This window comes from Hymenobacter polaris, from assembly GCF_012927305.1.
In the GTDB taxonomy this organism is placed as follows: domain Bacteria; phylum Bacteroidota; class Bacteroidia; order Cytophagales; family Hymenobacteraceae; genus Hymenobacter; species Hymenobacter polaris.
The window spans coordinates 459689-471861 of the sequence record NZ_JABBGH010000001.1; the positions used below are offsets into that span (position 1 = coordinate 459689).

At 63.6% G+C, this 12173-nt stretch carries 14 protein-coding genes and 1 pseudogene; 9 read left to right on the forward strand and 6 right to left on the reverse strand.

Translation table 11 applies throughout. From position 1 onward, the window contains the following. Window positions 1-137 precede the first annotated feature (137 nt). From ubiE to HHL22_RS01900, 3 genes are all read left to right on the forward strand, one after another. Window positions 138-866, forward strand: a complete 729-nt coding sequence (ubiE, locus tag HHL22_RS01890) for a bifunctional demethylmenaquinone methyltransferase/2-methoxy-6-polyprenyl-1,4-benzoquinol methylase UbiE (protein ID WP_169529273.1) — start codon at window positions 138-140, stop codon at window positions 864-866. Next, window positions 815-1633 carry a type IX secretion/gliding motility protein PorT/SprT gene (gene porT, locus HHL22_RS01895; protein WP_169529274.1) on the forward strand — a complete coding sequence of 273 codons (819 nt, stop codon included), beginning with the start codon at window positions 815-817 and terminating at the stop codon, window positions 1631-1633. The genes ubiE and porT overlap by 52 nt, the downstream gene beginning before the upstream one ends. A 195-nt stretch (window positions 1634-1828) precedes the next feature. After that, window positions 1829-2572, forward strand: coding sequence for an SDR family NAD(P)-dependent oxidoreductase (locus HHL22_RS01900; RefSeq protein ID WP_169529275.1), 744 nt, complete (start codon window positions 1829-1831; stop codon window positions 2570-2572). Window positions 2573-2606: 34 nt separating this feature from the next. On the opposite strand, the gene HHL22_RS01905 is transcribed toward HHL22_RS01900, so the two are convergent. Beyond that, a complete protein-coding gene (locus HHL22_RS01905) occupies window positions 2607-3518 on the reverse strand; it encodes a DUF5694 domain-containing protein (RefSeq protein WP_241737943.1) in 912 nt (303 codons plus the stop codon). A 56-nt stretch (window positions 3519-3574) separates the two neighbouring features. Next, the gene (locus HHL22_RS01910; RefSeq protein WP_169529276.1) at window positions 3575-4243 is read right to left on the reverse strand and encodes a YggS family pyridoxal phosphate-dependent enzyme; all 669 of its coding nucleotides are present in this window, start codon (window positions 4241-4243) and stop codon (window positions 3575-3577) included. Window positions 4244-4512: 269 nt separating this feature from the next. Between HHL22_RS01910 and HHL22_RS01915 the strand changes: the two genes are divergently transcribed. The 3 genes and pseudogenes from HHL22_RS01915 (at window position 4513) to HHL22_RS01930 (ending at window position 6573) form a co-directional block, all read left to right on the forward strand. After that, window positions 4513-4992 carry a thiamine pyrophosphate-binding protein gene (locus tag HHL22_RS01915; protein ID WP_169529277.1) on the forward strand — a complete coding sequence of 160 codons (480 nt, stop codon included), beginning with the start codon at window positions 4513-4515 and terminating at the stop codon, window positions 4990-4992. Next, window positions 4973-5503, forward strand: a pseudogene (locus tag HHL22_RS01925) (thiamine pyrophosphate-dependent enzyme). Before HHL22_RS01915 ends, HHL22_RS01925 begins: the two are co-directional and overlap by 20 nt. Before the next feature lie 212 nt (window positions 5504-5715). Continuing rightward, on the forward strand, window positions 5716-6573 hold the full coding sequence (locus HHL22_RS01930; RefSeq protein ID WP_169529280.1) for a transglutaminase-like domain-containing protein: 858 nt from the start codon (window positions 5716-5718) through the stop codon (window positions 6571-6573). A 170-nt stretch (window positions 6574-6743) separates the two neighbouring features. Here the strand turns inward: HHL22_RS01930 and HHL22_RS01935 are convergent, their stop codons facing one another. Together HHL22_RS01935 and HHL22_RS01940 are read right to left on the reverse strand one after the other, a co-directional pair. Further along, window positions 6744-7310 carry a thioredoxin domain-containing protein gene (locus HHL22_RS01935; protein WP_169529281.1) on the reverse strand — a complete coding sequence of 189 codons (567 nt, stop codon included), beginning with the start codon at window positions 7308-7310 and terminating at the stop codon, window positions 6744-6746. A 61-nt stretch (window positions 7311-7371) separates the two neighbouring features. After that, window positions 7372-8055 carry a 4'-phosphopantetheinyl transferase family protein gene (locus HHL22_RS01940; protein WP_169529282.1) on the reverse strand — a complete coding sequence of 228 codons (684 nt, stop codon included), beginning with the start codon at window positions 8053-8055 and terminating at the stop codon, window positions 7372-7374. A gap of 88 nt (window positions 8056-8143) precedes the next feature. Between HHL22_RS01940 and HHL22_RS01945 the strand changes: the two genes are divergently transcribed. Then, entirely contained in the window at window positions 8144-9100 is a 957-nt protein-coding gene (locus tag HHL22_RS01945; protein ID WP_169529283.1) for a WD40 repeat domain-containing protein, read from the forward strand. A gap of 117 nt (window positions 9101-9217) precedes the next feature. Then, window positions 9218-10189 carry a DivIVA domain-containing protein gene (locus HHL22_RS01950; protein ID WP_169529284.1) on the forward strand — a complete coding sequence of 324 codons (972 nt, stop codon included), beginning with the start codon at window positions 9218-9220 and terminating at the stop codon, window positions 10187-10189. 183 nt (window positions 10190-10372) lie between these two features. On the opposite strand, the gene HHL22_RS01955 is transcribed toward HHL22_RS01950, so the two are convergent. Beyond that, window positions 10373-11164: an SDR family oxidoreductase gene (locus HHL22_RS01955; RefSeq protein ID WP_169529285.1), complete on the reverse strand. Its 792-nt coding sequence runs from the start codon at window positions 11162-11164 to the stop codon at window positions 10373-10375. An 18-nt stretch (window positions 11165-11182) separates the two neighbouring features. Beyond that, the gene (locus HHL22_RS01960) at window positions 11183-11563 is read right to left on the reverse strand and encodes a cupin domain-containing protein (protein WP_169529286.1); all 381 of its coding nucleotides are present in this window, start codon (window positions 11561-11563) and stop codon (window positions 11183-11185) included. A gap of 137 nt (window positions 11564-11700) precedes the next feature. On the opposite strand from HHL22_RS01960, the gene folB reads away from it, so the two are divergent. Then, window positions 11701-12075, forward strand: coding sequence for a dihydroneopterin aldolase (gene folB, locus HHL22_RS01965; RefSeq protein ID WP_169529287.1), 375 nt, complete (start codon window positions 11701-11703; stop codon window positions 12073-12075). Window positions 12076-12173: the final 98 nt, after the last annotated feature.

A 12173-nucleotide genomic window follows, 5' to 3' on the forward strand; every position in this document is an offset into this window, starting at 1 on the left:
TAGGGTAAGCTTCATTGAAAACGGCCGGACAAACAGTCCGGCCGTTTTTTTGTCTGCTATGCGGCGGGCCACGTGGGCCGGCCACTTCCGCGCATTGCGCAATTTTCGCGGCCTCGTGCCGTTCTTTGCACCCCGCTATGGCCGTAGTACCCTACAAAGAAGACGCCGCCGATAAGAAATCGCAGGTGGCCCGCATGTTCGACAACATTGCCGGCAAATACGACTTCCTCAACCACTTTTTAAGTGCGGGCACCGATATCTACTGGCGCCGCCAGGCCGTGAATGAGTTGAAGGCCCTGCGCCCAGCTCGCATTCTGGACATTGCCACGGGCACGGCCGACTTCGCGATTGAAACGCTGCGCACCGCCGCGCCCGAAGCCCAGGTGACGGGCGTAGATATTTCGGCTGGGATGCTGGCGGTGGGCCGCCAGAAGCTGGCTGCCAAGGGCCTAGGGCACCGCATCCAGCTAGAGCTGGCTGACTCGGAGAGCCTGCCGTTCGCCGACAGTACGTTTGACGCGGTAACGGCCTCGTTTGGGGTGCGCAACTTTGCGCATCTGGAAAAGGGGCTGGCTGAGATGTACCGCGTGCTGCGGCCGGGCGGCAAGCTCGTCATTCTGGAGTTCAGCAAGCCCACGGCTTTTCCGCTCAAGCAAGCGTACAATTTTTATTTCAGTCGGGTACTGCCGGTGTTTGGCAAGGTTATCTCCAAAGACCAGAGCGCCTATACCTACCTGCCCGCCTCGGTGCAGGCGTTTCCCGACGGTGCCGATTTCGTGGCTATTCTGCGGCGCGTCGGCTTTAGCAATCCCACATGGCAACCACTTACGTTCGGCATCAGCTCCATTTACACCGGCCACAAGTAGGAGGGGGGCGCGGGCTGGTGCTGCTGGGGCTGCTATTGCTGCTGGCCGGGCCGGCCCTGGCCCAGCGCAAGCGCAGCGACGACATCGACCGCAACCGCAAGGGGCACATCCGGGGCGTGACGGTAGACAACCTGCCCAACTACAACCAGCGGTTTTTTCGGCCCGGCCTCTACATCGCGCCCAATTTCTCGCGCTTTTTCATCGAGCAGTCGGCCGCCTACGTGCAGGCGCTGCAATACGGCCGCGGCCTAGCGGCTAATGCCATCATTAGCGGCGGGCTGGCCGTGGGCTTCATCGGTGATGTTCGCCTAGGACCACCCGAAACGCCGCTGCATCTGCGCTTTGCGCCCGGCCTGAACTTTATGGCGCGCCGCGTCGAGTTTCAGGGGCGCGGGGTGGGGCAACCCGATACCATCCGTACGCAGGAGGTGAACACCACCCAGCTGGAGCTGCCGCTGCTACTCAAGTACCAGTCGAACCGCCGGCGCAATACCCGCGTGTACGCCATTGCGGGCATCAAGCCTAGCTTCGCCGTGACGCAGCGCCAGAACGTGCCGGCCATCAACCAGCTGACCATTAACCGCAGCGACATTATGCTGGAGTATGGCGTGGGGCTGGACTTGTTTTACCCCTACTTCAAGTTTGGGCCCGAGCTGCGCTTCTCGCACGGCCTGCGCAACATTCTGGTGCCCCAGAACAATACCTACAGCAACAGCCTGCAAAGCCTGCGCACCAACACGGTAACGCTGTATTTAAACATTGAATAGCTTCTTTAGCTGTTAGACTTGTTCCTGAATTAAACTTCTCAAAAAAGAACGTCCTGCTCATCTGACGTCCGCCTGTCGAAGCATCTCTACCGCATAATTAACTCCTGACGTTAGAATTACTGTCGTGGTAGAGATGCTTCGGCAGGCGGACGTCAGATGAGCAGGACGTTCTTTTACTATTCAAGAGAATTTAACATGAAAACGGCATTCGTAACCGGCGCCTCGTCGGGCATTGGGCAAGCCACGGCGCGGGCGCTGGCGGCGGCGGGCTTTCAACTCATAATAGCCGGGCGGCGCCAAGAGCGGCTGGCGGCCCTGGCGGCCGAGCTGGCCCCCGTGCCAGTGCATGCGCTGGCGTTCGACGTGCGCGACCGCGCGGCAGTAGAAGCGGCCGTGGGCGGCTTGCCGGCTGAGTTTGCCCGCATCGACGTGCTCATCAACAACGCGGGTAATGCCCACGGCCTGGCCCCAATTCAGGACGGCGACGTGGCCGACTGGGACGCCATGCTGGATGGCAACGTGAAGGGCCTGCTCTACGTGAGCCGGGCGGTGCTGCCGCGCATGGGCGAGGGCGGCTTTATCGTCAATATTGGCTCGATTGCCGGGCACGAGGCCTACGCCAACGGTAACGTGTACTGCGCCTCGAAGGCGGCCGTGGCCATGCTCACGCGCACGATGCGGCTCGATTTGCTGCCTAGGGGCATTCGGGTGGCCGAAGTGGCGCCGGGCATGGTGGAGACCGAGTTTTCGGAAGTGCGCTTCAAGGGCGACGAGGCCCGGGCCGCTACGGTGTACAAGGGGGTGCAGCCCCTCACGGCCGCCGACATTGCCGACCTCATCCAGTTTATGGTGACGCGCCCACCGCACGTGCAAATTGCCGAAGTCATCATTTTTCCGGCCGCGCAGGCGGCGGCAGCTACCGTGCGCCGCGACGCCTAAGCTGCATGCTTAGGGATGCTTCGTCAGTTTAAAATTACTTGTTAGCACCTTTCGTGACGTGCCGAAGCTTGTTCCTGCTGGTCTTTAAGTAAGTAGCCGCGTGAACGATTTGGTAGGTTGGGTTGGCTGCGAAGAGTTCTTCTAGCACCCCAACGTGGGCTACTCCAAACAAGACGAGTATGCGCTGCGCCTGGCTTTGCTGCTGCGCCCGCAAAATATTGGAATAAATTTTAAGATTGCGGTTGTAGAACAACGTAATAAAATGAGCACCAATATATTCGTTATCTACCTTACCTAGGTTTACAGTATTTGTACCGTTCGCTGCAAATGTGCCATTCATTACCAGAGCTGGGGTATTGAATTGAACTCGGTGAACCAAAGCAATCATGGCGGGTTGGTTGACCAGCGCCAGGTAGTCATAAAGGGAGAGGCTATCGTGCTGCACTAATCTGCGCAAAGGGCGCGCGGTGATTTGCAACTGTTTGAGAGCTTGCGTAAAGGCTTCGATATTAGTGCCCGTACTCAGCAGCGATTGGGACGTTGCGGCATAATAGTCTACTGCCCTAGGGCTGGGTAACCCGAGTTGTTTGGCTAAGGCCAGGCCCACTTGGTACCTCTCACTGCGCCCAGTGGGTAGGTTTGTCAATTGTAGGTCGCCTTTTAAGTAGCGGGCATACAGACTATCAAGTTGCCCCTGTTCCTTAGGCTCGGCCTCCAGCAAGATGATATTAGGACGAAACCGCGCGAGCTGCGCTCGTACTCGCGCTAGTTCTGCCTGCTTCTTAGGACTGAAGACATCGGACTGCGGTTGGTTATTGTAGAGCTGCTGGAGGTGGTCGGAGCCCATTATCATAATTTGAATGGGAGCAGGTGGTCTGTGCTGCGCTATGCTCGCCAGCGGAGAACAGAGGGCTAGTATAGATTTGAAAATATATAGAAAGCGCATGCAGGGTGGTTCGGTAAGGCGGAGAGATAAAGATGCCAGCAGGTATAGGGCTAGGCCTAGGTGCGGCTGCCGAAAATGGCGCTGCCTACCCGTATTAGGGTGCTGCCCTCGGCCACGGCCAGGGCATAGTCGGCGCTCATGCCCATCGATAGCTCCTTAAACTGCGGCTGGTCAGCAAAATAGCCGGCCTTCAGATGCTCGAAATACTGACGCAGCTGCCGAAACTCAGCGCGCACCACGGCCTCGTCGGGCGTGTAGGTGGCAATGCCCATGACGCCGGTTAGGCGCACGTGGCGCAGCTGCTGGTAGGCCGGGCTTTGCAGTATTTCCTCGGCTTCGAGTAGAGTTAGGCCGGTTTTGGTTTCCTCCTGGGCAATGTGGAATTGCAGCAGGCCGTTGATAACGCGCTGGTGCTTAGCCGCCTGCTTATCTAGCTCTTGCAGCAGGCGCAAGCTGTCTACGCTTTGCACGGTGTGCACGAAGGCGGCCAAATACTTCACCTTGTTGGTTTGAAGCTGGCCAATCTGGTGCCACTCCACATCGGCGGGTAGCACGGGCTGCTTGGCAGCCATTTCCTGCACCCGGTTTTCGCCAAACAGGCGGGCACCCGCGGCGTAGGCTTCGCGCAGGCGCTCCACGGGGTGGGTTTTGGTGACGACAACTAGGCGGGCGGCGGTGCCGGCTAGCTCGGCCTCGAGGGCGGCAATAGTTTGGACAATGGACATAGGGCTGCAACGGGCCCGCGGGCGGCGGGTTGGCAAAAATGGCTCGGCGCCCGGCAACGCACGGCGGGCAACCACCTAAAACGGCTGGCTAAGAGCGGCGCCTAGGACCAGTTGCGAGCCCGAGCCAGGCGCGATACGGCTGAGCAAGGCAACAGAATGTTGACATCAGCGTGTAAATTTTAGCCTATAAATCAGCTATATAGATGATTTAATTTATTATAACGCCTTGCGCACATAGGAAAGAAAAGTATTGTTGGGAGCTAGCTGGCTTGGCCAAAGCCATCCACCCCCGCAAGGGCCTGGCCCTGGTAGAAGTGCAGCACGCAGAAGCTAGCGCCCTTGCCACTGGGGGAGAGGCTACTATTAGCAGCTCGCTGGCGGTCTGTGTGGGCGCGTGCGGGCCCGGCACTGCGCAGCTCCTCAACGGGCTCTACGACTGTCACCGCAACCACCTGCCGGTGCTGGCCATTGTGGCCCAAGTACCGAGCTACGAAATTGGTAGCAGCTACTTCCAGGAAACGCGCCCCGAATTGCTTTTTCGCGATTGCAGCCACTACTGCGCCACTATTGCGGTGCCCGCGCAGGCCGTGCGCGTGACTGAAGCGGCCGTGCAAGTAGCCCTTGGCCGGGGCGGGGTGGGCGTAGTGGTGCTGCCCGCCGATGTGGTCGTGCACCTGGCCGCGCTAGCCACCGCGCCGCCCGGTGAGGCAGCGTTGCGCGCTGCGCACCTTGCCCACCTGCTCAATTGAGCTAGGCACTGCCGACGCCATTTTTGCCTGCGACACGGGGGCACCCTTGACCTGGGCTAGCCGCTACCTGCACATGAACGGCCGGCGCCGGCTACTCAACTCTATCGTGCACGGCAACCTGGGGGCCGCGCTGCCCCAGACCATTGGGGCGGCCCTGGCGGCGCCCGGCCGCCAGGTGGTGGCCCTGTGCAGCCCCTAGGGCTTCGCCATGCTGCTGAGCGAGCTGCTCACCCTGCGCCAAACGCAGGCGCCCGTCAAGGTTATTGTGCTCAACGACAGGAGCTACCGCCACGAAGCCCAGCCGGCCGCCGGCTCCGAGCTATCTGCCCCCGACTTTGCCAGGCTGGCCGAGGCTACTGGCCTCAAGGGCCTGCGCGTGCGCGACCCGGCCCAGCTGGCGGCCGTGTTGCGCGAGGCGCTGGCGCACCACGGACCCGTGGTGATAGATGCCGTAGTGCGCCACGAAAAGCTGCTGCCCCTCGCTGCCGACGAGGCCTGGGGCCAGGGCTAGCCCGCTGGGCAGGCGCTGCTGAGCGGGCACGGCGGCAAGCTACTGGCCCAGGCCAAAATCAGGCTTTTTGACTAAAGCTGGCGTAGAGCTGGAAGTTGGGCCCTAGGGTATTAGGCGACCCAAAACGCTAGTCAGTCAATTTAAGCGAACAAAATGGGTAGTTGCGGGTGTTAAATTCGACCCGCTTCCGCCGGCGGGAGTGACTTGCCTGCATGACTACCAACGAAATCAAAGCCCTTATCTCGCTGCTCGACGACCCAGAGATTGCGCCCCAGGTGCAGGGCGAAATTCAGAACCTGGGCGAAGCCATCATCCCGTTTTTGGAAGAGTCGTGGGAGGAAACCCTCGACCCCCAGCAGCAGCGCCGCCTCGAAGACCTGATTCACCAGCTCCAGTTTGAGGGCTTGCAGCAGCGCCTGCGCGTATGGCGCGACAGTGGCGGCCAGGACTTGCTGGAGGGCATGTGGCTGCTCAACTCGTACCAGTACCCCGACGCCGACTTGCAGGCCCTAAACCGGGCCATCGAGCAGCTGCGCTTTGAGGTGTGGACGCTGCTGCGCGCCGACATGCACCCCGCCGACCAGGTGCAGGTGCTCAACCACGTCATTTTTCGCAACCATAAGTTTGCGGCCAATACCCAGCACTTCCACTCGCCGGCCAACTCGATGCTGCACCGGGTGTTCGAAACCAAGCGCGGCAACCCGCTGTCGCTCTGTGTGATATACCTGCTGGTGGCCCAGCGGCTCGACCTGCCCATCTTCGGCGTCAACCTACCCAACCTGTTCGTGCTCACCTACCAGCCCGAGGCGCCGGGCGCTACCCCGTTCTACATCAACTGCTACAACCGGGGCGTCACGCTTTCCAGGGCCGATATTGAGCACTACGTGGGTCAGTTGGGCATCACCTCGCAGGAAAGCTTCTACGAGCCCTGCGCCAACCTCGACATCGTGCGCCGCGCCATGCGCAACTTGCAAGTAGGCTTCGAGAAGCTGCAGGAACCCGCCAAAGTAGAGGAAGTTGGGCAGCTGCTAACTATCCTGACCGCAGATTTAACGGATTCAACGGATTAAAACGGATACGCCTGGCGATGCCAGGCTGACTACGCGGACGAGCAGCGGCCTTCGGCTCGCACCTTATCCCTAAGGGCAAGAGGCAGGCGAAGCCGCCCTACCGTCCGCGTAGTCAGCCTGGCATCGCCAGGCGTATCCGTTTTAATCCGTTGAATCCGTTAAATCTGCGGTCAGCGTTTAATGAGGCAGCCTGCGGCGCGGGTGTCGCCCACGCCGGCAGGGCGGCCGGCCAGTAGGTTATCGAGGGCTTGGCGCAGGTAAGGCTGGCGCACGTCGCTGGCTACCTGGGGGTTATCATCGATGGCGCCGCGGTAGCGCACGGCGAAGCTGCCGCCGCTGGGTTGCAGCACTACGGCCTCCGTAGTTTTGCTGACCCCTAGGGCGGCGCTGGCGGCCCCGCCGTCGGTAAAGGTGGCTAGGTTGGCTCCGCCGCCGTCGCCCGCGTCGAGGTTGATGGGCACGTTAACGAACATAAATGCCACGTCGCGGCCTTCGTAGGCGCTGCGCAGGGCGCTGAGGCGCTCTTGGTAGAGCCGCGAAAAGGCGCAGCCGGGGTTCACAAACACCACTACCACCGCCTTGCGGTCGGCGTAGGCGCTCAGCGAGGCATCGCCGCCCCCGGTTTTCTGCACCGTGAAATCGCGCACGGGGCTGCCCTGAGCCCGCGCCACGCCCACCGCCACGGTAGCCAGCAGCAACCCGGTGGCTACTATAATCGAGAGTTTGTGAAAACGCATAGGATGAGCTAAAAACGAGGTAAAAGTCTGATTGGCTGGCGAGTGACGAAGCCGGGTGGCCCTAGGCCGGGCCTACGCAATACGTAAGCACGTAGCCGGGAGCGGGCTCGAAATAACAAATCTGGTGCCGCGTTTCCTGCCCCGCCAGCCAGAGCCGGGCGGGCAGGGTGCCGGCAGGCGGCCAGGGCCCGGGCGGCAGGTCGAGCAGCAGGTTTTGGCGGAAGATAATACCGGCGCGGCCGCTGAGCTTAAACAGGGTTTCCTTGGCGCTCCAGAGCAGGGTATAAAGCGCCTCAGGCGCCGCGCCTCGGCCAATAGCCTGCTCGCTAACGGCCTGCTCGGCAGCGGTCAAAAACTTGGGCGCAATGCGCTGGGCTTTGGGGCGCACGGCCTCCACGTCGAGGCCGGCGCCGCCGCCGGGCGGGGCCAGCAGCGCGGCCACCCAGGCCCCGGCGTGCGACAGCGACACGGTGGGGCCTAGGGTAGCGCCCAGCAGGTAGGGACGGCCGCTGGCCTCGTTGCGCAGCGGAGCCGCCGGGTAGCCGGCCGCCGCCAGCAGGTGCTGCACCAGCACGCGCCCGGCCAACCACTGCGCCTGGCGCGGGCCGGCGGTGCGGGCGGGCAGCAGGGGCGCGTAGGCGGGGGCATCGGCCAGCAGGGGCCACAGGGCGGCGGGGGCTTCGAGCAGGTGCCAGCGGCCCAGCCAGGCCCCGCCAGGCAGGGGCTGAAGTGAATGGAGCGGCATAAAAAGGAGCGGGCGGCGAAGGTAGTGCCCCGGCGCGGCCCGACCTTTGCCGCCCGCCCGGCGCCTTAGCCAACCGGGCTCGTTGCTTATGCTCGCCGCCGCCGCTTCGTTTTCTCGCCCTACCGCGCACCGCCTCGGCACGCTGGCCGGGCACCGCGACGCGGTGTACGCGCTCGCTGGCCGACCCAACGCCGACCGGGTGTTTTCGAGCGGGGCCGACGGGCTGGTGGTGGCCTGGAACGCCGCCGACCCCGCCCAGGACGGCCAGCTGCTGGCCCAGGTCGAAAACTCGGTGTACGCCCTGCGCGAGCTGCCAACCCTCGGGCTGCTGGCGGTGGGCCACAACTTTCAGGGCGTGCAGCTGCTCGACCTGGCCTCGCGCCGGCTGGCCTACGCCACGGCCCTGCCGCCGCTGGCTATTTTCGATATGGTGTACGCGGAAAGCCGCCAGCGCCTGTACTGCGCCCTGGCCGATGGCACGCTGGCCGTGCTGGTGGGCCCCGAGTTCCGGCTGGAAAAGCTGCTGCGCCTCAGCGAGAAAAGCCTGCGCTGCCTGGCCCTGCACGAAGCGCGCGGCGAGCTGGCCGTGGGCAGCTCCGACTGGGTTACCTACGTGCTCGACCTCGACTCACTGGCCGTGAAATTCCAACTGGCCGAGGCTACCAACTCGGTATTCGCCCTCACTTACTCGCCCGACGGGGCCAGCCTGCTGGCCGCCGGGCGCGATGCCCACCTGCGCCGCTATGACGTGGACCAGGACTACGCGCCAGGCCTGGTAGTGGTGGCCCACATGTACGCTATCAACCACCTAGCCTTCAGCGCCGACGGGCGCTACCTGGCTTCGTGTTCGCTCGATAAGAGCATCAAGCTTTGGGATGCCGCCACCCTAGGGCTGCTGCGGGTGCTGGATAGGGCGCGGGCCGCGGGCCACGGCACCTCCGTCAATAAAGTAGTTTGGCCGGGCGGGCAGCACCGGCTAGTTTCGTGCAGCGATGACCGCAGCCTGGCCGTGTGGCAGGTGGTAGAGGGTGCCGCTAGCTTATAGCGGTTGGCGGTTGGCTTTCGTTGTAGGGCGGGCCAGGGAGTGGCTAGCTTATTTCTGTTTATACTTTAAAACTAAAAAGCTACTAGCTAACTGGCTAGCGGCTAACTGCTTCGCAAGATGAAAATTACCGCCCTGGATATTCGGCAGAAAACGTTTGAGAAATCCTTTCGGGGAGTTGATAAGGATGAGGTGCAGGCATTTTTGAACATGCTCTCGCAGCAGTGGGAGCGCATGGGGGAGGAAAACCGCGAGTTGCGCCTCAAGCTCGACCATACGATGCACGACGTGCAGAAGCTGCGCGAGGTGGAAAGCTCCCTGTACCGCACCCTCAAAACGGCCGAGGACACCGGCAACTCCATTACCGAGCAGGCCCAGCGCGACGCCGACCTGCGCCGCCGCGAGGCCCAGCTGCAAGCCGAGCACACCCTGGCCGATGCCCGCCAGCGGGCCCGCGCCATTGTGGACGAGGCCTACCAAACCGCCGCCGCGACTGTGGCCGACATGCAGAAGGAAGTGGGCGGCCTGGGCCAGGAGTGCCAGCGCCTCGAGCAGCAGCTCGACACGCTGGTGCACAGCCTGCACCACCTGGCTACCGAGGCGCTCGACAAAGCGCAGCGCGCCGGCGCGCGCCCCAAAAATGGGGCGGCGGCCATCCTTTCGCGGGCGGCCAGCGTAAAGCCAGAGCGGCCCTCAGAACCGGCCGAACCTACGCCCCCCAAGCCTGCCCCTGCCATGCAAATAACTGCCCCCACTCGCCCCGCCGCTGCCATGCCCGCCGCCGCGCCTACCGCCTACAACCCCAAGCCGGGCCAGCAGCCCGACCCCCGCAACCCCAACCAAGCGCCCGGCCCCGACATTGAGCGGCCCCAGGCCCCGCGCGAAAACCCCGGCATCTCGCCCGCGCCTTTCGTGCCCGAGCCCGGCCCCGAAACCGTGCCCAACTCGCCCTCGCCCTATGTGGAGCCCGCCCGGCCCGAAATCGCGCCCATTGGCCCCGACCGCCCCGATATTCAGCAGCCCGAGCCCATCACGCATCCTGGCATGGCTGCCGCGCCAGCAGGGGAAAAGTCGTTCTTCGACGAGCTATAAGTGGGCGCCCTAGGGCAATTGACAACGCAGAAGGCCCCGCACTGGCGGGGCCTTTTGCGTTGTTAGACCGTCCTGCTGAGCTGGCCGAAGCATCTCTACCGCACCGTTCGGGCATCGTTCGGTAGAAATGCTTCGGCCAGCTCAGCAGGACGGTCTTTTTTGCCAGATATATTTCTAGCAAGGCTACAGCAGCCCTTTAATCCAGCCGCCATCAACGGCCGTGGAGGTGCCGGTGATGTAGCTAGCGCGGGCCGAGCACAGAAAGGCGGCCAGCGCCGCAAACTCGGCCGGCTCGCCCAGGCGCTGCATGGGGATTTCCTGGGTCCAGCGGGCGGTGGCAGCTTCGGGGCTGATGTCTTCGCGCGCGGCGGCGGCCTGGGCCAGCTGCTCGACACGCTCGGTGCGGGTGTAGCCGGGCAAAATAGTGTTGACCGTGACGCCGAACGGCGCTACCTCGGTGGCCAGCGTGCGCACCAGGCCCGTCACGGCCGCCCGCAGGCTATTGGACAGCAGTAACCCCGTCACCGGCTGCTTAACGGCAATGGACGTGATGGTGAGGATGCGGCCCCAGCCGCGCGCCTTCATGCCCGGCAGCACGGCCCGCGTCAGCTCGACCACGCTGCCGAGCAGCAGTTGGGTGGCCGCTGCCCACGCGGCCGCGTCGTGCGCCTCGAAGGGCCCGGCCGGCGGCCCGCCCGAGTTCGTGACCAATATATCGACCTGCCCGAAGCGCCCTAGGGCCGCCTCAGTCACCTGAGCCACGCCGGCGGGCGTGCCTACATCGGCCACTACGGGCAGCACGGGCACGCCGTGGGCGGCCGCTATTTCGGCGCAGGTGGCGAGCAGCGCCGCCTCGCCGCGGGCGCACAGCACGAGCGACGCGCCTTCGGCGGCCAGCTCCTCGGCCACGGCGCGGCCCAGGCCCTTGCTGGCGGCCGCCACCAGCGCCACCTTGCCTTTGATGCCTAAATCCATAATGAAGGGCCTAGGGGTTTATTTCTGGCGCAGGTAAGCGTCGCTGCCGTCGAGCCAGTCCTGGCGCGGGGGGCTGAACACATCCACGTCGAGCGTGTCTTCGAGGGCTTCGGCCTGGTGCGGCACGTTGGACGGGATGCAGAGCACCTCGCCGGCCCGCACAATTACTTCTTCGCCGTCGCCCTCGCCCACCCGGAAGCGCAGCGCGCCCTCCAAGATGTAGGTTATCTGCTCGTTGTGGTGCTGGTGGCGGGGCACCAGGGCGCCTTTTTTGAGGTAGACGTGGGCCAGCATCATGTCCTGGCCCGTGATGAGGCGGCGGCCGATGGTGTCCGAAAGCTGGTCGACGGGCATGTCGGCCCAGCGGTGCAGGGTGGCTTGGGGAGGAGTGGGTTCCATGGGGGAAAAGGGTTTAGCGCCAGCTAAAGTAGCCGCTGCGCCGGTGCCGCCACCGCGGGCGCGGCGCCGGCGCCCCACCTTTGCCCTGGGGCCAGGTGCCGCGCCCTGCTTTTTCTCACTCATTTACTACCACACCAATGGGGCAAATCGCACTCGAAGGCCTGGAATTTTTCGCCTTCCACGGCTACTATGACGAAGAGCAAAAAATTGGTAACAAGTACGGCGTCGATATCTACCTCACCACCGACCTCTACGCCGCCGGAGCTTCCGATAAGCTAACCGAAACCATTGACTACGAAGTGCTTTACCGCCTAGTGCTGGCCGAAATGCAGCAGCCCGCCCGCCTGCTCGAACACCTGGCCCACCGCATTCTCGACCGCGTGCTGGGCGAGCTGCCGCCGGTGCGCCGGGCGCGGGTCAGCGTTTCCAAATTCAACCCGCCGCTGGGCGGCATTTGCCAGCGGGCGCGGGTCACGCTCAGCCGGCGGCGCCAGCCGCCCCTAGGGCAGTAGCCGGCCAAAACTGGCGCGGCGCGGAATCTTTGGGAGCCGCGGCGGGTTTGGAGCCGGCGGCCACGGCCAGCGGCTACCTTTGGCCGTAAATTTGCCAG